The sequence below is a fragment of the Streptomyces luteolifulvus genome (assembly GCF_008806595.1).
Taxonomy (GTDB): domain Bacteria; phylum Actinomycetota; class Actinomycetes; order Streptomycetales; family Streptomycetaceae; genus Streptomyces; species Streptomyces luteolifulvus.
Window position 1 is genome coordinate 107,750 of sequence record NZ_VZRB01000007.1, and the last position, 21,937, is coordinate 129,686.

The following is a 21,937-nucleotide window of genomic DNA, read 5'->3' on the forward strand; positions in this document are numbered from 1 at the left end:
CCGCAGGAGGCAGCTGTGACACCGCTTCGGACCCATCGAAACGCGCCCACTCCCGACGTCATAACCCGGGTCGACCACCTGGACCCGGTCGAGCTACGGGTGTTCGACGACATCACCGTCGAGGTGGCCCTGTCCATCATGGCCGGTGCCGGTGTGGAGTACCTGCTCCTGTGCGACGGGGACGACGAGAGCACCGGCTCGGTCACCCGGGCCGAACTCGCCGTGCACCGCGACAGCTCCGCCTACACGGACCGCGTCCGGCTGCGGGACGTCCTCGGCGCACCGTGCCCGGTCGTCAGCCCCTCCCCTTCTCCCTGTGAGGCATCATGCGCTGTGTCATCGCCCGCTACCCGTTCGAACTGACCAAGCACGGAGTGCTGGCCTCGATGGCAGGCGTCACGCCCGAGATCGTCACCGGTGATTCCGTGACCATCGGCCGCCGCCGCTATCCCGTGATGCAGGTCGGTGAGGTCATCACCCGGCAGGACCGCCGCGACTTCACCAGCGGCGAGGTCACCCGGGCCATGGCCCGCCTCGGCTTCACCTGCCACGCCCGTCCCGAGGCCGCACCGCTCCTGGACGAGCGCGCCCGCAGCCCCCTCCAGGCCGCCTCGGAAGCGCTCGGGAGCCCCGACTCCCGGGACACGTGACGGTGTGCGGCCGCCGCCCCCTCCGCGAAAGACACGCCGGACGGCACCACACGGCAGTAGGCTCGACACGCGGCAGCCCTTGGCCCCGGCCCTCTCCGTGCAGTCCGTTCCGCGCAACAGAGGCTCTGCGCACACTGAAGCTCCAACCGGACAGAGGAGATGGGGCGCATGTGCGCTCATCCCGACCCGCCCGAGCCTTTCCGTACGCCCGAACTGTTCGACGAATGCCGGATGGTGCGCGCCCGCGGCGAGCTGGACCTGACCACCTTGGCACCCCTGGTGCACGCTCTGGAGGGTGCCCGCACCGGATGCGGGCGCGTCTTCCTCATCGTAGATCTCCGCGAGGTGACCTTCGCGGACGGAAGCATCCTGCGACCGCTGTGCGAAGCGTGGGACGACTGCCGGGCCCGACGGGGCTGGGTCCGCGTCGTCCACAACAGCCGCGGCATAGACCTCGTCCTGCTCGGCGGCGGCGTACTCGGCCGCTTCCCGGCCTATGCCAGCGCCCAGGACGCCTGGCGGGGAACGCCTACGGCAGCGCGTGGCGCAGCACGCGCCCCCGCATCGACGCGTACTGCCGACGGAGAGGCCCGGTGACGTACGGCAGTCCGTGCCGGGCGCAGATCTCCCGCACCCGGGGCGCGACCTCGGCGTAGCGGTTGCTGGCAGGTCGGGGAAGACGGGGTGCTCGATCTGGTGGCTGAGGTTGCCGGTCATCACGTGGAAGAGGGAGCGGCCCTCGATGTTCGCCGAGCCCTGGATCTGGCGCAGGTACCACTGGCCGCGGGTCTCGCCCTCGATCTGGTCGTCCGTGAAGGTCCGTACGTCTCCCGGGAAGTGGCCGCAGAAGATGACCGTGTGGGCCCAGATGTTGCGCAGGGCGTCGCCGTGAGCCGAGGAGGCAGGGCACGGCGGAGGGGCCGGCGAGCAGCGGGAAGAGGACGCAGTCCTTGGCGAACTGGGCCACCGCCTTACGGGCCAGGCCGGTGAGGCCGCCGAGGAAGGCCCGCAGCTCTTGCGGCCGGCCGGCACGGCCTCCGCCTCGAGGTCGTACAGGGCGATGCCCCCACTCGAAGACGGGCGCGAGCAGGGCGGCGTAGAGGGGCTGGAGCCGGCCGGATGGTCAGGGTGGCCGCGACGGGGCTCTCGGCACGCACGGCGACGATCCGGCCGGAGCGGACAGCAGCGGGTCAGCAGGGCGAGGTAGTCGTCGGGGGTGGAGGGGCTGGTCAGCGGGCCGGCCAGCCAGGACGCGGCCGTCAGGATCCGTCCTCCGGTACGTCCGGACCACCACCCGGTGAGCCGGTCCGCGACCAGCGACGGCAGCGCGGGCCTCGGCACGGGCATGGGTGTGCCTCTGCTCCTGCGCTTGTTCCTGGGTCTGCTTGCGGGCGCGGGACCGGGCTTCGCTTCCCCGTGATGTTCCGGGATCCGCTGTCGCTTCGCGTGCGTGGCGCGTGGTGTGTGGTGCGTGTTTCTGGATCGGCGTGCGGCTGCCGTGGGACCCGTCGGTCGCGTATGTCACGGCGTGCCGGTGCTGCGGGCCGGTTACCCCGCAGCGGTCGAAGCACACCGGACGGCCGGCGGTCGGGCGACCGCAGGCTTCGCGCCACCGGTCGCGCCGCCCCCGTCGGCGGGAACTCGGCGTCGGCCCGGCGCGGGTGCGGTGACCTGCGCGGGCGGGCGGCGCGGAGGAGGGCGGCGTCCCGGATTGGCCGGATCGCGGCGGACGTACGGGTCAGCCGAGCAACCGGTCGACGGAACCGTACGACAGGCCGGGCGTGGGCGAGGGCTGCTGAGGTGCGGTCCGGCAGGTGAAGCCGAGACGGACCAGTGCCCGGACCATCTCCACGGCGGTGAAGTCGCGCGGGTCCTGGCGGGTGATCACCACTCCCACCTGCTTGACGGGGTACACCCGTTCCCCGATGACGACACATTCCCCCGTCGCGGGCTCGGGCCGGACGTTCTCCATCGACATCTCCACCTCGGCCTTGGACAGGTCGAAGGGGTAACGGGCGATCACACAGCGCATGGTGCCTCACAAAGGTCGGGACGGATCCGGGATGGGTGGAACACGAACGGCCGGCAGGGCGGTCCACGCGGGTGCCGGTCAAACGAGAACGGACAGGGCGCGCCCGCCGGTCGCCGGTCAGCGGAGCACCAGAAGTCGGCTGGGAGCGAGATGAGACGCCTCGCGGGCCTCGGTCGACAGGCAGCGCCAGCCCCAGGACAGCAGTGCTTCGAGTGTGTCCGAGTTGTCACGGTCGACCAGCGTGACACCGAGCGCGGCTGGGTGATCGCTCAGCAGCCGCTTCTGCAGGCGCCGGGCGAGGTTCCACTCGCGGCTCTGGTCCTGGGTGCGTACCCGTCGCTCGACGAGAATGTCGGCGATCGCGAAGAGCCTTCCGAAGGCGGCGACGCGCAGCAGGCTCTCCGGGAGGTACCCGTCGAGACCGTCCCACGAGGGCCCGTCGCCGCGCACGGGGAAGCCATAGGCGCATGCCGTGAGGACGACGACGCCCGAGGGGCCGGCGGTCTCCGCCACGAGCAGCTCGAACCCCGGCCACCGCATGTGGCCCGCGAGCCGTCGCCGGAATGCGGCGGACCGGTCCTGGTTCGACGCGTCCGAGGCCCGCACCTGGCTGAACGAGGTGTGCGTGTACAGCTCGCCGAGCTCTCGCATGCGGTCGTCGATCTGGCGCCGGGTCAGCGGACGGACGAACTCGCCCTGCTCGGGTGAGGGCCCCGGCCGGCGCCGCTGCGGCGGCGCCTCGGGAAGCCTTGGTCGTCGCCCCGGTGTCCCGGGGTGGGCGGTCTCCGGGCGGTCCGGCGTGTTCACGGTCATGGGCGAACCCTGCTCCGGGTCCGGACGGGTCCGGCCCGGCGTCGTCGTTCGCCGAGAACGGCACCGGCGCGTGAGCCGGCACACGAGGCGCCCTCGGTGCCCTCGAGCCTACGCCCGACGACATGGCAGGCGAGAGCGATCAACCCGGAGGGACCCGGAAGCCGGCAAGGGAGCGGCTTCGGCGGAGGAATGTGCACCGGCGAAGCGCCCCCGTCGGCCAGGTGATTGAGCCGAGTCGGGCCAGGAGCCCGTCGAAGCGGCACGCCGACTGTCGTTTCCCGACATCGTTCCTCGGTGCTGTGCCCTCAGCGTGCCCATAGCGGGCCCGTGGGATCGGTGAACCACGGTCGACTACGGTGCGATCGTGCGCTCCCAGGCGCCCCGCCAGAGCACGTATGCCCAGGTCAGAAGCGCTCCGGCTGCCCCAGCGCCGTCGCTTCCCAAGCTGATGGCCTGCGCACCGTCGTCATCGGCTGGTCAGCGCGGCAGCATCCGCCCCAACGGGTCCGGCTTCCAGGTCCGGGTGTACGCCGGGCGTGACCCTCTCACGAAGAAGGATGTGTACCTCCACGAGCAGGCCGAGACGGAGGCCGAAGCCGAGAAGGTCCGCACGAAGCTCCTCCACCAGATCGACGAGCAACGTCACCCCAAGCGCGAAGTGACCTCGGCCTTCCTGCTCGACCGCTGGCTCGGTGTCGCGGAGCTCGACGAGACGTCGTACGAGCGGACCGAAGGCATCACCGCAACTACCTCAAGCCGACGTTCGGCATGAGACTCCACCGACCTCAGTCCCAGCAGCTGCACCCCCGGGCGACGGTAGTCCGCAACACAGTCCCCTACTTCAGCGTCGGCCGCCTCGACGCTACGCCGCTCGAAGAGGTCAGAGGCTCTGTTGACCCGGGACAGCAGACGGCGCGTCGATCCCCATGTCGGCACGCATGACGCTGCGCATCTCATGCGAGCGGTCCCCGAGTTCGCGAAGCTCCCTGTCTATGTCTTCAGGCGATCCATCGGCACGTGGATCGCCTCTCTCCAGGTAGACGATCTTCACATACGCAGCATGGAGTGCTGTGACCATGTCGTCGAGGTGAGTCAGTACTGCTGCGGAAGCGACCATCTGGGCTTCGGCGAACGCAGCATTGTGTGCGTCACGGGCAGCGGCCAACTCGGCCCGCGTCTCTGTATCGGCAGTCCCACGGTTCAGGTGCCACAAGTAGTCCATGAGCTGGATTCGGAAGCGCCGAAAAGCCGCGTTTGTCATGACATAGCAGGCCCTGCGCTCTGCCAGCGCGGTTTTCTCCTGTTCGCGGAGCCAGCCGGCATGAGCGGCCTGCTGTTGACGTTCGAACTGTTGGCCTTGGAACCGGGCCAGTAGACGTTGCGAAAGAATCGGAGCAAGAAGCGTTCCTGCCACACCGACTACCGCAACGACGAGCGCAATCATGCCGTTACCCATTGAGGCATTCTGGGGTACGAGGGGCTCCTGCGGGGCACTCCCAGCAGGGAACAGGACAAGCTGGATCCGTTACCCGTTGTCGATCGTAGGTGAGCCGGGAAGCCTGTGCCCAGGCCGGGTCGCGTGCCCTGTCACCTCGGTCCAGCTCGGGGCACGGACCACCGCGCCGGCCTGCCCCGAGTGCAGCCAGCCCACGGACGGAGGCGATCGGGGCGTCCGCCGGCGGCCGCTCCTGTCGCTCGGCTGGACGGCGAACAGACCCAGGCGGGATGAGGAGTTCGTGGCCGGCCACCATCCCGGGCCCGCACTGGTCCACCACGTCAGCCCGCGAACCGGCCTGCGCGAGGACGACTTCACCACGCTCGCGGAGTGCGCGGCGGCTGTCCATACCTGGCGGTCACACGAGGCAGCGGCCGAGCAGCCACCGCGCATTGTGCGCGGACAGGGTCAGCTCGTCCTCGTCCCCGGCGTCGATCACCAGCACCACCTCGTCGGTCGGCCAGCGAGAGGCCAGGTCCCGCAGGGTGACAGGCCGGTAGCAGGGCACCAGGGGGAAGGCCTGGAACAGCCGCTCCTCCGAGGTGAACACCATGACCGCGGGGGCGTCGTAGACGCTTTCGATCACCGGCAGCACCAGCCGCACGAGCTCACTGCGGTTACGCGTGTACCGGATCCCGCCGATCGCAGGAATCAGCACGTCACAGCCGGCCAGGGCCTCCAGGGCCCGCAGGTCCGGGGCGCTGGACAGGTCTTGCAGAGCCTTCCGCGCCACCGATGCGAAGACCTCTGCCGGGATCTCAGTCATAACACCGCACCTTAGGTCCGCCCCCGAGACGACTCAACGCCTACCCGCGATCGGCCCGATCATGCGCTGAGCCCGGCGCACGAGGGTGCTGCCGGGCCGTCGTGGGACTGTTGCGGCGGATGGTGTGCCGCCGAGTCGCGTAGTCACTGGCCGACCTGACTGAGGCAGGAGGGCTAGGACGTGGTGTCCTCGAGTGTCGCCCGTACATCCAGCACCGCATCGGCTCCGGTGAGCTCCAGCACGCGCCGTAGCTGTGGTGCGGGCGCAACCACGCGCAGCTCAGTGGTGTGATGGATGCGTAGGAGCAGGTTCAGGAACGTCGAATCCGCGAAGTTGAGGCCGGAGGCGTCCACCACCACACGTGAGTGCTTCTCGGCGGCGGCCTCCAGCGCCTCGACCAGGGGCGCGATCAAGTTCATGTCATAGGTGCCGTGAGCGACGACGACCCAGGCCCCGTTGCACTCGTACTGGACCACGCCGACCCGATCAGGAACAGGGCCCTGCTCAGACGGCTTGTCGCCACTTTCGCCAACCGGGCTCATGTCGCCAGTATGCCTTCGGTCGAGCACCGACGGCCGACTGGACCCCCCGCAGGGACGACTGACCTGGGTCGCTCACCCGGCGGCAGTGGCCATGCCGGTCATCGTCCCCGGCCGTTCGGGGGATACGCGGGCCACCTCCGGCGCGTTCCTCACCCCGTGGGGCATCCCTTGATGAACGAAAGGGAGACACGATGCCGCTCTATCTATCGAGATTCAGCTACACGCCGGAGACCTGGGGGAGGCTGATCGGCCACCCCGAGGACCGCGCAAAGGCCGCTCAGTCGTACATCGAGTCCGTGGGCGGGAAGCTCCACGGCTTCTGGTACGCCTTCGGCACGCACGACGGCTACAACCTGTGGGAGGCTCCCGACAACGTGTCCATGGCAGCGGTTGCCCTGGCGATCAGTGGAGGCGGCGCGCTCAGCTCGTTCGAGACGACTGTTCTCCTGACCGTCGATGAAACAGTGGAAGCCCTGCGCAAAGCCGAGCAAGTCCAGTACAGGGCTCCTGGCGCGTAGACCGTCCCATGCCTAGCCCGGGCTGATCAGCCCTTACCAGCCGTTCGCACAGGTCAGCGCTCAGACTGGCCGCAAGCGACCGCAGCTGCCCAAGCTGAGAGCTCCGAGTGGAATCTCCTCGCCATCGCGTCGGGCCGGCCGTCCCGCCCGGGCCTGTGGACGGCACAAGCCGTCTGACATGCCCTCAGCCGACAGCCTTGGCGATGTTCCTCGCATGATCGAGCACGGGTCCGGCAGTACAACGTTGCCGGGTGGACGTCACGGTTCGGGTGAATGCGCCCGGGCGGCCAGCAGGGGCTTGAGGGCGATGGCGGCGCCGATGACGAACACGGCGGTGGCCAGGTAGATCAGGCCGAGGTGGCCCAGTGTGTCGAGGTTGTAGGGGTAGTGGGCGGGCAGGGCCACCGCCAGGCCGAGGACAGGGACCGCGACTGCGGTGACGTAGGCCCACAGCAGGCCTCGTCGCACGCCGAACCAGGCCAGCGCCGTCACGGCGAGCCCGGCCGCGGCGATGAACCCGGACACGGCGACGTGGAGGTGCGAGATGTACTCGTACAGGTCCGCTGAAGGCGCGGATGCCGGCCTTGGTGGTTCCGGCCTCGGCCCGGTCGATGCCGAGCTCCAGGAAGGAGCCGGTGAAGTTCCGTACGAAGAAGATCACCGCGTAGGCGACGAACGCGGCGCCGGCCAGTGCCATCAGGCCGGAGCCGAGCCGAAGGGCGCCCGCGGACTCCATGGCCGGACCGGCCGTGCGGTGGTGGGCGATGGTGGTCATGACACGCCTCCTGGGGTCCGCGGTTTGACGGCGAGCAGGGAGATGCTCTTGACGCCGTAGCGGGCGCTGGCGTTGCGGGCCCGCTCGCTGAGGAAGTCGTACGGGTTCGGGCAGGTGCGCTCGACGCGCAGTCCGGCCGTTTCGATCATGTGGCGGTAGGTGTCCTCCTGGGCGGCACCGGCGATGCAGGAGGCCCACAGGTCGGCCTGGGCGGTGATCGCGTCGCCCAGCGGCCGCTCCGTGACGAGGTCGGCGACGGCAAGACGGCCGCCGGGGCGCAGCACGCGGGCCGCCTCGGAGAAGACCCGCGGCTTGTCCGGGGACAGATTGATCACCCCGTTGGAGATCACGCAGTCGACCTCGGTGTCCGCGACCGGCAGTTCCTCGATGCGGCCCTCGCGGAACTCCACCCGGTCGAAGCCGCCGTCGCGCGCCAGACGGCGGGCCTTGTCGAGCTGGGCAGGGGTGAAGTCGACCCCGATGACCCGGCCTGCCGGGCCGACGGCGAGCGCGGCGCAGAAGGCGTCCGTGCCGGAGCCGCTGCCCAGATCCAGCACCCGCTCACCCGGCTGGAGCGCCGCCAGGTCCAGGGCGTGGCCGACGCCGGCGAAGGACTCGACGGCCTCGGCGGGGAGTCCGTCGAGTACGGCTGCGGGGTAGCCGAGCCGCTCCGCCAGCGGCCGGCCCAGCTCGAAGTGAAAGGCTCCGTCCGGAGCGGTGGCCACCTGCTGGTACAGGTCCTTCACCTTCGTCTCCAGTTCTCGGATGTCCGGCGCGCGGGCCAGCGGCTCAGTCGTGGAACTGCTCAGCGGTTCAGTCATGGCACTGCCTCGCTTCCCGCTCTTCGGCACCTGATCGGTGCACGGCACTTCCTCGGACGGACCGGCTCGCCGGTCTTATTGCATTCCGGGAGAATGCAATAAATACCGACCGCAGAAGCGTCTGCGTGGTGTGGCATCGATGCCGGTCACCGAGACGTCCCGGCAACGGGAAGACTTCCGGGCACTGGTGCGGGACCAGCTCCCGCGCCTGTACGCGCTCGCCCGCGTGCTGGTGGGCAGCGAGGCGGAGGACGCCGTACAGGACTGCATGGTGAAGGCGCTCGAGCACTACGAGCAGCTGCACGACCCGGGCGCTGGTGCGGCGTGGCTGAAGACCATCCTGGTCAATTGCTGTCACGACCGCCTGCGCGCCCGCGCCCGTCAGCCGGAACCGGTCGACTTCGACGACAGGGAAGCCGAGGGCTTCTCGCTCTACCGGAAGATCGCCTACGAGGACCCGTTCCCGTACTCGGACTCGGTCCACCTCGACTTCCTGTACGGCTTCAGCCGGGACGACGTCCGGGCCGTACTGCTGGCCCTGCCGGACATCTACCGCATCCCGCTCGTCCTGGTGCACATGGAGGGCTACCTGGCCAAGGAGACGGCCACGCTCCTCCAGGTGCCGCTGGGCACCGTGCTCTCGCGGCTGCAACGAGGCCGCAAGGCGTTCGAGAAGGGCATGTGGGACTACGCGCAGACCCACGGGCTGCTGAAGGAGGGCGTGCGGTGATCAGCTGTTCCGAAGCGGTGGACCGGCTCTGGGCGTACCTGGACGCCACCGTCGGCCATGACGAACGACAGGAGATGGAGGAGCACCTCGCCCTGTGCCTGCGCTGCTGCGGCGAGTTGGAGTTCGCCGTCGCACTGCGGCGGTTCCTGGCCGACTCCGAGCGCGAGGACGTCCCGCCGGACGTCCTGGCACGTCTTCGAGGCACGCTGGAGGAACTGGGACCATGAGCGGCGGCGACCTGATGCACAGCGCGGAGATCAAGGAGCTGGTCCGCGACGCCTACCGGCACGTCCCGCCGACGACCGAGGCTGTCGCGCGAGCCCTGTACAGCCCGCAGGAGCTGGCCGGAGTGCCGCCGTCGGCCGTCACCCGTTCCCTCGGGGTCGCCAACCACCTGCGCTTCGCCGACATCCGCCCCGGCGACACCGTCCTGGACCTCGGATGCGGCGGCGGCATCGACACCATCCTCGCCGCCCGCCGTCTCGGCCCCGGTGGCCGGGTCGTCGCCCTGGACTTCCTGCCGGAGATGCTCACGCGCACCGCGCACGCCGCGGCCGAGGCCGGCCTGGCGAACGTCGAGCCCCTGGAGGGCGAAGTGGAGGCCATCCCCCTCGACGACGCCAGCGTGGACCTGATCATCTCCAACGGCGTGATCAACCTGTCGCCCCGAAAGGCACGGGTGATGGCCGAATGCGCACGCGTCCTGCGTCCCGGCGGACGGCTCTGTGTCTCCGACCTCACCGTGCGCCAGGAGGACCTGCCCCCGGAGATCCTCACCCGTCCCGCCGCCTGGGCCGGCTGTGTGGCCGGCGCGCTGGCGGAGGCGGACGTCGTACGCAAACTGGCGCGCGTGGGCTTCCAGGACATCGACATCCCCTACCGCCGCCCCCTCGGCATCGACGACTGCGCGCTGTACCCGCTCTTCGACCCCGACACCATCGCCCTCATGCGGCGCCTCGTACCGCCCGAGCGGCAGCACGCCGTCGCCGTGGCGGTCGTCGTCCGCGCCCGCGGTGCCGGCTGAAGACGTCGTTGTCGAAACGGGGTTGTCGAGACGGGGTTGTCGAGACGGGGTTGTCGAAAGCCGGTCACCCGTCTGTGGCCGGCGCGGCGGGCTGCCGGAGTCGGCACGCCTCGGTGTCGAGGGAACCCTTGGAGTGATCGTGGGGTGAGGTCATCGAGCCGGTGCTTTGCCTCCCGCACTGACGCCCGCCGCGCAGCGAGTGCACCAGATGGGGCCCATGCGAGGGTTTGGAGTTGGGGCGGCTGGGGTGCCCAGTTGCATCAGTCGATGGCGATGCACGAGCATCTGGCCGACGGGGACGGCGGTCAAGGGGCGTCGCCCGGTCTCCCATCCCGCGATCGTGTCCGGTGACACCTTGAGCTGCTCAGACTGCCCACGGGGGGCCGCCGCTGCATCCGTGCTGACGCGTTCAGGACATGGTGCCGCTGGGGCGGGCGCCGTGACGGCGTGTCCGGTGCGCACGTCTGGCCGACGCACTCTCGTCGAGTTGATCGGGCCTGTCGTAGTTGCGCCAGCCGGTGAGGCGTCCTTCCGCGTTGTACCTGGCTGACAGTCCGGGCGGATCCATGTGATCTTCGTGTTCCCGGACCAGTTGCTGGGGCAGCAGGACCACTGCTGTGACGCCGTGGGGAGACGACCCGCGGAGCTGGACGCGGATGCCGTGGCGGCCGGAGAGCCGGCCGACGACGAACGTACCCATGCGCCGCGCCACGGCGACGTCGACCACTGGGGGGTTCAGGAGCCTCTCGTTGGCCTCCTCGAGGTCCTGGGTGGACATGCCGATGCCGTTGTCCTGGACTTCGACCTTCGCGCCCCCGCCGGACAGCAGCTGGCATGTGACGAGCACCTGTGTCTCCGGCGAGGAGAACGTCGTCGCGTTCTCCAGCAGCTCCGCAATGAGGTGAACGATGTCGTTCACTGCCCGGCCGTCGACGTCCGCGGTGACCAGTCCGCGCAGCTGCACGCGCTGGTAGTGCTCGATCTCACTGGTGGCGGCGCGGAGGACATCCACGAGCCGGACCGGGGCGCTCCAGCGGCGGCCCGCCTTCTCGCCCGCGAGGACGAGCAGGTTCTCCCCGTTGCGGCGCATGCGGGTGGCCAGGTGGTCGAGCTTGAAGAGGCTGGCGAGCAGGTCGGGGTCCTGCTCGCCCTTCTCCAGACGGTCGATCAGCTCCAGCTGCCGTTCCACGAGGTTCTGGCTGCGCTGCGAGAGGTTGACGAACATCGAGTTGATGCGGCCTCGCAGGTGTGCTTGCTCGAACGCCAGCCGTACGGAGTCGCGATAGACGTCGTTGAATGCGCGGGCGACACCGGCGATCTCATCGGTCGAGCCGACGGCCGTGGGCTCGACCTCGATGGCCTCCACTTTCGCGTCGCTGGAGCCCCGCAGCAACCGGACCACCTCGGGCAGGCGGCGTTGCGCGATGTCGAGAGTGGAGGCGTGCATGGTGTGCAGCGGGCGGACAATCGACTGCACGAGGACGTACGTCACGCCGAGCATGAGCAGGAGAAGCATCAGCTCGACGAGCGCGGCGATGAACACTGAGCGCTCGGCCTCGTGCAGCTCACGCAGGCTCTCCTCTTCAATTGATCCGACGAGCTGCTTCTCGACCAGTCGCATCAGGTCGAGCTTGGTCGTCATGGTGTCGAACCACGTGCCGGCGTCGAGGCGGAGGCTGCTGGTGCCCTGATGGGAGAGCGCCTGTTTCTGGAGCGTCTCCACCTTGTTGATGTCCCTGCCGGTGACGGTGCGCTCGTAGAACTGACGCTGGGCCGGCGGCGCACTGGACAGGAACTGGTCGATCAATGCCTGTTGCTGCCGGCCTGCGAGGGTCAGGCTCTGGGCCTCGTTCGCATTGAAGTGTCCCTGGGTCAGTACGCCGCCGAGGAGTGCGCGTTGCTGGGAGGCTTTCTCCGTTGCCTGGGCGAAGGTCTCCAGCACACCAGCCCTCGCGGTAAGGGCCTGGTGGGCGATGTCCGGCGTGAGCAGGTCGAGGGTACGGGTGAGCTCGGCGATCAACGCCGTGTACGCGATGACCACCGACGGGAAGCGCATGTTCGACCGGGCTGCCATGGTGCGCACAGACGCCACCTTCCCGCCAAAGGCATCGAGCACCGAGAGCCGGGTGGCCAGGACGGGGGTCGTCCCGCGGTGGATCCGGGCGGCTTCGGCACGGACGCGAGCGAGCGCCGCGTCCGACTTGGAGCGCTGCGTGTCGAGTCGGCTCGTGTCGCCCGTACGCCCGGCCGCGACGTAGAGGGCGGTGAGATCGCGCTCGTCCTCGATCTCCTCCAACAGCCCCGTGCCCTTGTCGACGACACGGACCAGCTGACGGACGTTGTTGATGTCCTGTGCGTTCCGCACGGCGGATCCGATCCGCAGACCGCCGAGTACGAGCGCGGTGACGATCGGGATGATCACCACGGCCAGCAGCTGGGTGCGCACACTCCAGTTGCTCGGGGCGAACCCCCTCTGGTTGTCGGCCCGTTGTCTGTGCACTTGCCGTCGCACCTTCTCCCCGCCATTGAACGTGCGCGATTCTGGGGGCGTCCACGCACCGCGGACGCTCCGCTCATCGCGCGAGTGCGCTTGTCGTGACGTCGATGACTGTCGATGGCTGAGGCCATGGCCTCCTGCGTCCTCCGGCAGGTGCCTGTGGACGCGAACTACCCATCGGTTTCAGAGCTGTTGGCCCCGCCGACGGCAGGTCGCCCTCGGCGGCCGTTGGCCGGCCGACCATGCAAGGGGGATCACGGATTACCGTCCGCGTGCCGCTCGCCCGCCGAGCAGATGGTCGCGAGGGCGGACAGGATGAGGACGGTCGACGCCGCACCGGGGTCCTCGTGGCCGATGGTACGGGCGCCGAGATAGCTCGCGCGGCCCTTGCGGGCCTGCATTTCGGCGGTCTGCTTCAGGCCCCGCGCGGCGGCGTCGGACGCCGCGCGGGTGGCGTTGGTCAGGTCGCCGCCGGTGTCTATGACGGCCTGGTAGGCGGTCACGGCCGGGCTGAGGGCGTCGATCATCGTCTTGTCTCCCTCCAGCGCCGCGCCGATCCGCTGGATGCCGGTGAGGGCTGCCGCCAACGCCGCACCGAGTTGTGCAGCGGAGACGTCGGCATCCTCTCCCAGGGTGCGCGCGGCCTGCCGGAACCCGGTGCCGTACAGCGGTCCTGAGGCCCCGCCGGTCTTGCTGATCAATGCCCGGCCGACGGTGGCGAGCACCGCGCCGGGTGTGGACGGGCGGGTTTCGTCCAGCATCGCCACCGCCGCTTGCAGGCCACGGCGCATGTTGATGCCGTGGTCGGCGTCGCCGACAGCGGAGTCGAGGCGGGTCAGATGATCGGCGTTCTTGGTCACCGATCGGGCGGCCTCGTGGATCCAGGCCCGGAACATGCTCGCGTCCATCGTCGTCCCTCTCCCTCGTACGGTCTGTCGTCGGTGGTCGGCCGCTCAGCGTCCCCAGCGCAGTGCGGGGGTCACGACCGGGGCATCCCACAGGTGGGTGAGCTGTGGGGTGAGCCGGCACACCGTGATCGTGCAGCCGGCCATCTCCAGGCTGGTGACGTAGTTGCCGACCAGGTTGCGGGTGATCCACACGCGATGGCCGGCGAGCCACTCGGCAACCGCGGCATACACCACGTACAGCTCGATCAGCGGGGTGCCGCCCAGACCGTTCACCATCACGAGCACTTCGCCCGAGAGCGGCATGTCGGCGTGGATGGCGTCCAGTGCGACGCCCACGAGCTCCCTGGCGGAGGCCAGCCTGCCGCGGGCGCGACCGGGCTCGCCGTGGATGCCGACGCCCAGCTCGACCTCGTCCTCGCCCAGCTCGAAACCGGGTTTGCCGGACGCGGGCACCGTGCACGGCGTGAGCGCGACACCGAAGGATCGGGACCGGTCGTTGACCGCCTGGCCCAAAGCCGCGGTCGTGCCCAGGTCCGCACCCAGCTCGGCGGCCGCACCGGCGATCTTCTCCACGAACACGGTCGCCCCGGTACCCCGTCGGCCCGCCGTCCACGTGCTGTTCTCCACGGCGACGTCGTCATTGACCACGACGCCTTCCACTCGTACGCCGTCGTCGGCGGCCAGCTCGGCGGCCATCTGGAAGTTCAGTACGTCGCCGGTGTAGTTCTTCACGATGTGCAGGACCCCCGCCCCGCCGTCAACGGCCCGCGTTGCGGCGAGGATCTGGTCCGGCACAGGCGAGGTGAACACCTCACCAGGACAGGCCGCATCGAGCATCCCGTACCCGACGAAGCCACCGTGCAGCGGCTCGTGTCCGGATCCGCCACCTGACACCAGGCCGACCTTTCCAGGGGTCGGCCCGCCCGCGCGGGCGATGTAGCGGTCGGACGAGTTGACCGTCAGCGAGGGGTGCGCAGCGGCCACACCGACGAGGGAATCGGCGAGAACCTCGTCGGGCGAATTAATGAGTTTCTTCACGGTTGAAGCACCTTCTCAACTGGCCAAGGCTGTCGGCGGACATCACCACGTGCGCGATTCGGATCAGGGCAGCGACGGCGGGCAGCACTGCTCGACGAGTCGCCAGACCTCTTCGGGGCTTTCGCGGGTCAGGGCGACGGCGGCCAAGGAGGCACAGGTGTCGTGGCGCAGCCGGCGGATGCGGGCCCGGACCTCGTCGAGGGCGGCGGGACCGACCGAGAGGCTGTCGCAGCCGAGGCCGATGAGGAGGGGTGTCACGAGGGGGTGTGCGGCGGCGTCACCGCAGACGGAAACCTGACGATCGTGGCGGTGGGCGGCGGTGACGACGCGGGCGATGGCGTCGAGTACGGCGGGGTGTGCCGCCATGGCGGGGGCGGCGGTGGGATCGCGCCGGTCCAGGTCCAGGATCTGGCAGGTGAGGTCGTTGCTGCCGATGGAGAAGAAGGAGGCTTCGCGGGCGAGGTCGTCTGCCGCCGCGACCGCTTCCGGGAGTTCCATCATGATGCCGAGGGGTGGCATCGGGACGCCGGCTTCGGTGGCTGCTGCCTCAAGGAGGCGTCGGCAGGCACGAAGTTCGTCGACGCTCGCGACCATGGGAATCATGATGCGCAGGTCGGTGTCGGCTCCGGCACTGAGCAGGCTGCGGAACTGGTCTGCGAAGGCGTCGGGTTGGGCGAGCATGAGGGGGAGGCCGCGGCCTATCCGCGCGCCCTGGAGGCGGGCGAGGAACGGCGGCAGTTTGTCGTCGGCGAAATCGAGTGTGCGGGCGGTGACGACCCGTCCGGTGAGAACGCGCAGGACGGGGAGGAGGGTGGCCGCGTGCTGCTCGCGGGTGGGCCAGGCGGGATGGCTGAGGAAGGGCAGCTCCGTGCGGAGCAGGCCGACACCCTCGGCACCCGTGGTGAGGGCCGCGCGGGCCTCGGCGGGGGTGGCCACGTTGGCCCGCAGCACGATGCGGTGCCGGTCGAGTGTCTCGGCGGGCAGATGACGCTCTTCGGCGAGGGCGAGCCTGCGCGTTCGGGCGGTCTCCATCGCTCGCAGGGCTCTGGTGCGTTCCTCGTCGTCGGGGCCGGCGACTGCCCTGGCCTGATCGGCGTCGATCAGGATCTCCTGCCCGTCGTGCAGTTCGAGCAGCTGCGGGTCGACAGCCAGGAGGAAGGGGATGCCCAGCGAGCGGGCGACGATCGCAGCGTGGGAGTTCGGGCCGCCGGTCACGGAGAGGGCGGCCGTCACCGTCCGGCCGGGTTCCAGCAGGTCGGCGGCGCCGACCTCTTGGGCGATCAGGACGAGGGGCTGGTCGGTGGCGGGGCCCGTCTCGCCGTGGAGGTGGGCCAGGACGCGGCGGCCGACCTGGCGGATGTCCGCGGCGCGTTCGGCGAGGGTGGGGTCGTCCAGGGCGGCGATGATTCCTGCGTACGCGTCGATGGCCTGCCGGATGGCATCGGCTACCGGCTGGCCGTCGTTCGCTCGTTTGACGGCCTGGTCGCGCAGATCCTGGTCCTGGGCGATGCAGCTGTTGACCTCCATGATGTCGGCCTGCTCGTCCTCGCCCTGTTCACGCAGCGAGGCGGACAGGTCGAGCAGGCGGGCGGCGACGGCGTCGAAGGCGTCGGTGATCTGCTGTTCGGGGTCGCCACCGGCGCGGTGAGGCAGCGCCGTTGTGGTGGGTGGCCGGTCGGTGCGGTGGACGACGCCGAGGGCTGTGCCGGGTGCGGCGGCGTGGCCGGTGTAGGTGCGACGCTTGGTCATCGGGCCCCCAGCGTCTCGGCGAGGGCCCGGAAGACAAGGGCGGTGGACGTGGCGCCTGGGTCCTGATGGCCGATGCTGCGGGCACCGAGGTAGGAGGCGCGGCCCTTGCGTGCCTGCATCGGGGTGGTGGAGCGCATGCCCACTTCGGCGGCGTCCGCGGCGGCTGTGGCTGCGGCAGCCAAGTCGGCGCCGGCGCCGGCCTGTTGCTGGAAGGCGGCCAGTGCCGGGGCGTAGGCGTCGATCATGGTCTTGTCGCCGGGTGCGGCCGCGCCGAGCTTCTGGATGCTCGCCAGGCCGGCGGCGAGTGCGGCGGCGAGCTGCTGTGTGCCGGCGGTGGGAGTGTCCAGGGCTTTGCCGATGGCGCGGAAGGCACCGCCGTAGAGCGGTCCGGAGGCGCCGCCGACGGTGGAGATGAGGGTGGTGCCCGCCGTGATCAGTGCGGCTCCGACGGTGTCCGGCTCCATGGCGGCCACGGCCGTGGTGGCGGCGGAGAAGCCGCGGTGCATGTTGGTGCCGTGGTCGGCGTCGCCGATGGCCGAGTCGAGCTGGGTGAGGTGGTCCTTGTGCTGGTCCACGGCGGCGGCGATGGCCTGCACCCAGGTGCGGGCGCGGTCGGTGTCCACGGAGTCTCCGTTCATGGTCGGTACGGGGCTGGTCGTCATGGTCGGTACGGGGCTGGTCGGCGGTGGATGAGCCGGGGGCGGGGGGAAGACGCGAGGGATGCGGTCCGGGCGGGCGGACAGCGGGAAGGCCCCGGCCCGGCCCTCGCGTCGCGCGTGGCCCCGCCCCCGGCTCGGTTCAGCTGCCCCAGCGCAGGGCCGGGGTGTTCACGGGCGCGTCCCACAGGGAGAGCATGTCGGCGTCGGCCCTGCACACCGTGAGGGAAGCACCCGCCATGTCCAGGCTGGTCACGTAGTTGCCGACGAGGTTGCGGGCGACGACCACGCCCTTGTCCGCCAGTGCGGCGGCAACCTCGTTGAAGACCACGTACAACTCGATGAGCGGGGTGCCGCCGAGGCCGTTGACCATGACGATGGTCTCGTCACCGGTGTCGAGGGGCTGGTCGGTGAGGATGGCGTCCAGGGCGGTGGCCACGATCTCCTTGGCGGGTCGGAGCTTCTCGCGACGCCGTCCGGGTTCGCCGTGAATGCCGACGCCGACCTCCATCTCGTCCTCGGGCAGGTCGAAGCCCGGCTTGCCGGAGGCGGGTGTGGTGCAGGCGGTCAGTGCGACGGCGAACGAGCGGGAGGCGGCGTTCACCCTCTTGGCCATCTCCGCCACGGCCGCCAGGCCGGCGCCCTGCTCGGCCAGCGCTCCGGCGATCTTCTCGACGAAGACGGTGGCCCCGGTGCCCCGGCGCCCGGCGGTCCAGGTGGAGTCCTTGACGGCGACGTCGTCGTCGACCAGGACGGTCTCCACGGTGATGCCCTCCTCGGCGGCCAGTTCGGCAGCCATCTGGAAGTTGAGGACGTCGCCGGTGTAGTTCTTCACGATGAACAGCACGCCCGCGCCGCCGTCGACGGCCTGAGCCGCGGCCAGCATCTGGCCCGGCACGGGCGAGGTGAACACCTCGCCGGGACAGGCGGCGTCCAGCATGCCCAGGCCTACGAAGCCGCCGTGCAGTGGCTCGTGCCCGGAACCGCCGCCGGAGACCAGGGCCACCTTGCCTCTTCTGCCGGCGTCGCCGCGGGAGATCACCTTGTTCTCCGCGTCGACCTTCAGCTCCGGGTGGGCGGCGGCAATCCCGGACAGCGCCTCGGCCAGCACTGCCTCAGGGGCGTTGATGAACTTCTTCACGACAGGGCTCCTTCGGCAGAAGCGGGTTCGGCCACCTGGTTCCCGGCCGCGCCTGCGGCGGCTGCCGTGCGGTGGGCGTTGAGGACGGTGTAGAGGGCGCCGGCGGCGACCGCGCCGAGCACCTCGGCGGCCAGATAGACAGGCAGCTGGTCCCAGTGGACGGTGCCGTCGAAAAGCTCGCCGGTGATCATCGGACCCAGCGTCCTGGCCGGGTTGATGGACGCCGCGGTGGCCGGCGCCACCGGGATGATGATCGCGAACACGCCGAGGCCGATGGCCAGACCGGCGAAGCCTCCGGCGGCGCGGCGGTCGATGGCGCCGAAGACGACGAAAGCGAGGATGAAGGTGCCCACTGCTTCGGCGAAGAACGCCTGGCCTGCGCCGACTCCGGTGCCGTAGGCGGCGATGCCGAGGCCGACGTCGACCGCCTTCTTCCCCAGGACTCCGACGATGGCCAGCGCGCCGAGCACCGCTCCGGCCACCTGGGCCGCGATGTAACCGGGGACGTCCCGCCAGGGCATCTTCCCGGTCGCGGCGAGGGCGAGGGTGATGGCCGGGTTGATCTGGCAGCCGGATATGTGGCCGATCGCGTAGACCATCGCGATGACCACGGTGGCGAACGCCAGTGAGATCATGCCCAGTTGCGCCATGGTGAACGGGGCGTCGCCGCCGACGATGAGCGTTGCGGGGACCGAGCCGACGCCTATGAACACCAGCATCGCGGTGCCCAGCATCTCGGCCAGAAGCTTCTGTGGATAAGTGTTTTCTTCCATGGAAGGCGCCCAGCGCCGAGCGGCGGCTTGGGCGTCTCACCTCCTCCGCGTGGAGCGGGCTGTGAAGGGAGGTGGCCGCCAGGTGGTCAGGGGTCGGGCAACCTGGCGGCCGCTCAGGGGAAAGCCGGGCAGCTTTGAGCATCCGGCTGTAGACAGTTCACTATGGATGAACGTTGTTCCGGAAATTAGGCCCGCGCTTCCCGCCTGTCAAGAGCTTCGGCAGCCAGCACGTTCCCTCGACACGAAGAAGGCCCCCCGGCGGTGTGCCGAGGGGCCTGGATCAGAGGGCGGAGTGCCGGAGGGGAGGACGGCCACCACCGGGCGGTGGGGGCAGGTCAGGTCATCGTGGTGCGTGCAGCCCCTCGGGGGGCGCCCAGGTCGCGGGAGAGATTGCGGGCGGTCTCCCGCACGGCGACCGCGCGCTCCTGACGTGCCGATTCGGCCAGCAATCGCTCGACGGGGCCGACGATACCGAGAGCGCCGACCACCTCTCCGGAGCGGTCGAAGACCGGAGAGGCGATACCCGCGTCCCCGATGGCGGATTCCTGGTCCTCGATCGCGTACCCCGTCCTGAGGACCTCCTTCAGCTGCCTCGCCAGCACCTCCGGGTCGATGATGCTGGCACCGGTCAGCACCGCCGGCTCACGGGCGAGCAGCCGCTCACGCTCGTCAGCCGACACGAAGGCCATGATGGCCTTGCCCAGGGCGCATGTGCTCCACGGGATCCTGGCGCCCACCTCAAGAATCTGCACAGCTCCCTCCGGCCGGAAGGCGTGGTGCACCACCAGGACGTGGTCCCCGGTGAGCACGGCCACCCAGACCGCCTCGTTCGTCCGGTTCGCGAGCTGGTCCGCCCAGGTCAGCGAGCGGGTCCGCAGTTCCTGGGTGTCCAGGTAGGCGTTGCCGAGCTGCACCAGGTCGGGTCCGAGCTGGTACTTCGAGCTCTCCCGGTCCTGCACCACCAGCCCCTCGGCCTCCAGCGTGCGCAGCAGCGCATGCACCGTCGGCTTGGCCACGCCCAGGCGGTCGGCCAGCTCGGTCACTCCGAGCCGGGGCCCGGTGGACGCGAGCTCCCGCAGTATCTGCACCGCCCGCTGTACCGCCTGCACCATCGAAAATTTCCCCCAGGTTCACTATTGATGAACAGCGTTCCGAGATTTACCGTAGCTGTTCATGAGCGCATCTGTCGGCATCGTACTCGTGTCCCACAGCGCCGAGCTCGCCGCGGGCCTTCGCCTGCTGGTGGAGCAGATCGGCTCCGACACGGTCCCCCTCGCCACCGCCGGAGGCACCGAAGACGGCCGGATCGGCACCAGCTACGACCTCGTCCTCGCCGCCATCCGCAGCGTCGACCGCGGCGGGGGCGTCGTCGTCCTGCCCGACCTCGGAAGCTCCGTCCTGACGGCCCGCACCGTCATGGACGACCATCCCCGTCCCGACGTGCTGCTCGTCGACGCGCCCTTCGTCGAAGGAGCCGTCGCAGCCGTCGTCACCGCCGCATCCGGCGCCGACATGAAGACCGTCGCCGACGCCGCCAGGGAGGCCCGCCATGTCCACAAGCTCTGACCCCACCACCACAAACGCCACGACCGCGTCCAGGCAGGAGATGGCCGTAGTCCTGCCCGCCAACCTCCACGCCCGGCCCGCCGGTCAACTCGCCCGGGCAGCAGCCGGGTTCACCAGCGCCCTACAACTGGAGTACGCCGAACGGACAGTCAATCCGACCGGCGTCCTCGCCGTCATGGGCCTGGGTGCCACTGCGGGAAGCACCGTGACCGTCCGCGCCGAAGGCCACGACGCCGCAGAGGCCGTCACGGCGTTGGCCGAGATCCTCGCCACCGCGGAGTGACCCGACCGCCGGCGGCGGCACGGAACCAGCCACCGCTTCCGACATGAGAAGCAATGACCAATGGAGGTGGCGAGGATGAGCGCCCCGGCCACGAGCATGACTGACGCTCCTCCGGAGCCCCCCTCGCGGGTCGAGGACGTCTGCGCATTGGCGCACCTTCCCGAGGCCGTCTCCGCCGTACGCCGACGGACACGCGCCATCCTCGCCCGATGGGGCGTGCCCACCCCCACAGCCGACGACGCCCTGCTGGTGATCTCGGAGCTGGCCACCAACGCGATCGTCCACGCTCTGCCTCCAGCCGTGCTGCGGTTGTCCCTGCCCGAGGTCGGCAGCCGTCGCGCCCTCCGCATCGAGCTCACCGACGCGGGTCCGGCACCTCGACGACGCCCAACGCACGATGGCCCCCAGCCCGCCGAACACAGGGAAAACGGTCGCGGAACCGACATCGTCGCGGCCCTCTCCGCACGGCACGGCATATCCCGCCACCCCGAGAGGACCACCCGATGGGCCGTTCTCCACATGGGGGCTTGACCACCCTTGGCACGACACCGGAACACCCGGTGTAGGTATCGACCACCGGCTCCAAAAGGGTCGTGCCTCCTCACGGGTTGGGAGTCTGCACGGGCAGCGCTTCGGGATCGAGGTCCAGTCGCATCATGCGGCGCATGACGTTGAAGGAGTCGAACCAGGCTTGATTGTCACTCTTGAGTTCGTCCCAGCTGCCATATGTTTGGCCTGCGCTGAGCCTGTTCGTCAATGCTCGCATGCCCCGCATGGTTTGATCGGACAAGGTCACTATCTCAGGCGGTGCTGTGATGGCCATCTGATAGCGCAGTTCGTACACATTGCCGTTCCGGAACGCGCGGCTCGCCAGATCTGCACGGTCGGGCCACGGCAGATCGCTCTCGATGACTGCCGCGCGGATCTCACTCCAGGTCTGCGCTACGGCCGCGAGGTAAGACGCATACAGCTCACGCTTGATTGCCGTCTGGCGTGCCGACTGCTCCCGGCGCCACCTCGATCGCTCAGCCAGCGATGTCGCACCGACTCCGATGGTGGCGCCTGTAACGGTGCCGATGATCGTCCCCCAGTCCACCTGCACAGACTAGGGAACCAGAGGCATCAGGAACAGAGAGAGCAACAGCACCGTGCCAGAAAGC

General features: G+C 69.8%; 28 protein-coding genes. 12 read left to right on the forward strand and 16 right to left on the reverse strand.

Going from position 1 to position 21,937, the window contains the following annotated elements; translation table 11 throughout:
- Positions 1-15 precede the first annotated feature (15 nt).
- The 4 genes from F7R91_RS12525 (at position 16) to F7R91_RS41990 (ending at position 1,542) form a co-directional block, all read left to right on the forward strand.
- Positions 16-363, forward strand: a complete 348-nt coding sequence (locus tag F7R91_RS12525) for a CBS domain-containing protein (protein WP_408056026.1) — start codon at positions 16-18, stop codon at positions 361-363.
- A complete protein-coding gene (locus F7R91_RS12530) occupies positions 327-650 on the forward strand; it encodes an SCO5918 family protein (RefSeq protein ID WP_150947660.1) in 324 nt (107 codons plus the stop codon). Before F7R91_RS12525 ends, F7R91_RS12530 begins: the two co-directional genes overlap by 37 nt.
- A 168-nt stretch (positions 651-818) precedes the next feature.
- Complete coding sequence (locus tag F7R91_RS12535; RefSeq protein ID WP_191971464.1) at positions 819-1,247, forward strand: STAS domain-containing protein; 429 nt, start codon at positions 819-821, stop codon at positions 1,245-1,247.
- A gap of 145 nt (positions 1,248-1,392) precedes the next feature.
- Entirely contained in the window at positions 1,393-1,542 is a 150-nt protein-coding gene (locus F7R91_RS41990; protein WP_191971465.1) for a hypothetical protein, read from the forward strand.
- A gap of 846 nt (positions 1,543-2,388) precedes the next feature.
- On the opposite strand, the gene F7R91_RS12545 is transcribed toward F7R91_RS41990, so the two are convergent.
- The gene (locus F7R91_RS12545; protein ID WP_150947662.1) at positions 2,389-2,682 is read right to left on the reverse strand and encodes an SCO5918 family protein; all 294 of its coding nucleotides are present in this window, start codon (positions 2,680-2,682) and stop codon (positions 2,389-2,391) included.
- 117 nt (positions 2,683-2,799) lie between these two features.
- Complete coding sequence (locus F7R91_RS12550; protein ID WP_150947664.1) at positions 2,800-3,495, reverse strand: hypothetical protein; 696 nt, start codon at positions 3,493-3,495, stop codon at positions 2,800-2,802.
- Between the two features lie 364 nt (positions 3,496-3,859).
- On the opposite strand from F7R91_RS12550, the gene F7R91_RS12555 reads away from it, so the two are divergent.
- The gene (locus tag F7R91_RS12555) at positions 3,860-4,267 is read left to right on the forward strand and encodes a hypothetical protein (protein ID WP_150947666.1); all 408 of its coding nucleotides are present in this window, start codon (positions 3,860-3,862) and stop codon (positions 4,265-4,267) included.
- Between the two features lie 108 nt (positions 4,268-4,375).
- Here the strand turns inward: F7R91_RS12555 and F7R91_RS12560 are convergent, their stop codons facing one another.
- From F7R91_RS12560 to F7R91_RS12570, 3 genes are all read right to left on the reverse strand, one after another.
- Complete coding sequence (locus F7R91_RS12560; protein WP_150947668.1) at positions 4,376-4,951, reverse strand: hypothetical protein; 576 nt, start codon at positions 4,949-4,951, stop codon at positions 4,376-4,378.
- A 397-nt stretch (positions 4,952-5,348) separates the two neighbouring features.
- Positions 5,349-5,756, reverse strand: a complete 408-nt coding sequence (locus F7R91_RS12565) for an SseB family protein (RefSeq protein WP_150947670.1) — start codon at positions 5,754-5,756, stop codon at positions 5,349-5,351.
- Between the two features lie 173 nt (positions 5,757-5,929).
- Positions 5,930-6,298 (reverse strand): STAS domain-containing protein, encoded by a 369-nt coding sequence (locus F7R91_RS12570; protein WP_150947672.1) that lies wholly within the window; start codon positions 6,296-6,298, stop codon positions 5,930-5,932.
- A gap of 191 nt (positions 6,299-6,489) precedes the next feature.
- On the opposite strand from F7R91_RS12570, the gene F7R91_RS12575 reads away from it, so the two are divergent.
- Positions 6,490-6,816, forward strand: a complete 327-nt coding sequence (locus F7R91_RS12575; RefSeq protein ID WP_150947674.1) for a GYD domain-containing protein — start codon at positions 6,490-6,492, stop codon at positions 6,814-6,816.
- Between the two features lie 258 nt (positions 6,817-7,074).
- On the opposite strand, the gene F7R91_RS42660 is transcribed toward F7R91_RS12575, so the two are convergent.
- Together F7R91_RS42660 and F7R91_RS12585 are read right to left on the reverse strand one after the other, a co-directional pair.
- A complete protein-coding gene (locus tag F7R91_RS42660; RefSeq protein ID WP_225320618.1) occupies positions 7,075-7,341 on the reverse strand; it encodes a hypothetical protein in 267 nt (88 codons plus the stop codon).
- A gap of 246 nt (positions 7,342-7,587) precedes the next feature.
- Positions 7,588-8,412 (reverse strand): methyltransferase domain-containing protein, encoded by an 825-nt coding sequence (locus F7R91_RS12585; protein WP_150947676.1) that lies wholly within the window; start codon positions 8,410-8,412, stop codon positions 7,588-7,590.
- 139 nt (positions 8,413-8,551) lie between these two features.
- Between F7R91_RS12585 and F7R91_RS12590 the strand changes: the two genes are divergently transcribed.
- The 3 genes from F7R91_RS12590 to F7R91_RS12600 are packed head-to-tail and all read left to right on the forward strand — an operon-like array spanning position 8,552 to position 10,166.
- A complete protein-coding gene (locus F7R91_RS12590; RefSeq protein ID WP_150947678.1) occupies positions 8,552-9,142 on the forward strand; it encodes an RNA polymerase sigma factor in 591 nt (196 codons plus the stop codon).
- Entirely contained in the window at positions 9,139-9,369 is a 231-nt protein-coding gene (locus tag F7R91_RS12595) for a zf-HC2 domain-containing protein (protein WP_150947680.1), read from the forward strand. The genes F7R91_RS12590 and F7R91_RS12595 overlap by 4 nt, the downstream gene beginning before the upstream one ends.
- The gene (locus F7R91_RS12600; protein ID WP_150947682.1) at positions 9,366-10,166 is read left to right on the forward strand and encodes a methyltransferase domain-containing protein; all 801 of its coding nucleotides are present in this window, start codon (positions 9,366-9,368) and stop codon (positions 10,164-10,166) included. The genes F7R91_RS12595 and F7R91_RS12600 overlap by 4 nt, the downstream gene beginning before the upstream one ends.
- A gap of 409 nt (positions 10,167-10,575) precedes the next feature.
- Here the strand turns inward: F7R91_RS12600 and F7R91_RS12610 are convergent, their stop codons facing one another.
- The 8 genes from F7R91_RS12610 to F7R91_RS12645 all read right to left on the reverse strand — a co-directional run bounded on the left by F7R91_RS12610 (position 10,576) and on the right by F7R91_RS12645 (position 20,040).
- A complete protein-coding gene (locus F7R91_RS12610) occupies positions 10,576-12,666 on the reverse strand; it encodes a sensor histidine kinase (RefSeq protein ID WP_150947684.1) in 2,091 nt (696 codons plus the stop codon).
- 251 nt (positions 12,667-12,917) lie between these two features.
- Positions 12,918-13,571, reverse strand: coding sequence for a dihydroxyacetone kinase subunit DhaL (dhaL, locus tag F7R91_RS12615; protein WP_150947685.1), 654 nt, complete (start codon positions 13,569-13,571; stop codon positions 12,918-12,920).
- Between the two features lie 45 nt (positions 13,572-13,616).
- Entirely contained in the window at positions 13,617-14,609 is a 993-nt protein-coding gene (gene dhaK / locus F7R91_RS12620) for a dihydroxyacetone kinase subunit DhaK (RefSeq protein WP_150947687.1), read from the reverse strand.
- A gap of 63 nt (positions 14,610-14,672) precedes the next feature.
- Complete coding sequence (locus F7R91_RS12625) at positions 14,673-16,358, reverse strand: phosphoenolpyruvate--protein phosphotransferase (RefSeq protein ID WP_150947689.1); 1,686 nt, start codon at positions 16,356-16,358, stop codon at positions 14,673-14,675.
- Complete coding sequence (dhaL, locus tag F7R91_RS12630) at positions 16,355-17,020, reverse strand: dihydroxyacetone kinase subunit DhaL (RefSeq protein WP_225320619.1); 666 nt, start codon at positions 17,018-17,020, stop codon at positions 16,355-16,357. The genes F7R91_RS12625 and dhaL (F7R91_RS12630) overlap by 4 nt, the downstream gene beginning before the upstream one ends.
- A gap of 136 nt (positions 17,021-17,156) precedes the next feature.
- A complete protein-coding gene (gene dhaK / locus F7R91_RS12635; protein ID WP_150947690.1) occupies positions 17,157-18,155 on the reverse strand; it encodes a dihydroxyacetone kinase subunit DhaK in 999 nt (332 codons plus the stop codon).
- Complete coding sequence (locus F7R91_RS12640) at positions 18,152-18,928, reverse strand: MIP/aquaporin family protein (protein WP_150947692.1); 777 nt, start codon at positions 18,926-18,928, stop codon at positions 18,152-18,154. Before F7R91_RS12640 ends, dhaK (F7R91_RS12635) begins: the two co-directional genes overlap by 4 nt.
- Positions 18,929-19,263: 335 nt before the next feature.
- The gene (locus F7R91_RS12645) at positions 19,264-20,040 is read right to left on the reverse strand and encodes an IclR family transcriptional regulator (protein WP_150947695.1); all 777 of its coding nucleotides are present in this window, start codon (positions 20,038-20,040) and stop codon (positions 19,264-19,266) included.
- 61 nt (positions 20,041-20,101) lie between these two features.
- Here F7R91_RS12645 and dhaM point away from each other — a divergent pair, with 61 nt between their 5' ends.
- The 3 genes from dhaM to F7R91_RS12660 all read left to right on the forward strand — a co-directional run bounded on the left by dhaM (position 20,102) and on the right by F7R91_RS12660 (position 21,308).
- Entirely contained in the window at positions 20,102-20,494 is a 393-nt protein-coding gene (gene dhaM / locus F7R91_RS12650; RefSeq protein WP_150947697.1) for a dihydroxyacetone kinase phosphoryl donor subunit DhaM, read from the forward strand.
- Complete coding sequence (locus F7R91_RS12655; RefSeq protein WP_150947699.1) at positions 20,478-20,777, forward strand: HPr family phosphocarrier protein; 300 nt, start codon at positions 20,478-20,480, stop codon at positions 20,775-20,777. Before dhaM ends, F7R91_RS12655 begins: the two co-directional genes overlap by 17 nt.
- A gap of 75 nt (positions 20,778-20,852) precedes the next feature.
- A complete protein-coding gene (locus F7R91_RS12660; RefSeq protein WP_225320620.1) occupies positions 20,853-21,308 on the forward strand; it encodes an ATP-binding protein in 456 nt (151 codons plus the stop codon).
- Between the two features lie 70 nt (positions 21,309-21,378).
- Here the strand turns inward: F7R91_RS12660 and F7R91_RS12665 are convergent, their stop codons facing one another.
- Complete coding sequence (locus F7R91_RS12665; RefSeq protein WP_150947701.1) at positions 21,379-21,873, reverse strand: hypothetical protein; 495 nt, start codon at positions 21,871-21,873, stop codon at positions 21,379-21,381.
- Positions 21,874-21,937: the final 64 nt, after the last annotated feature.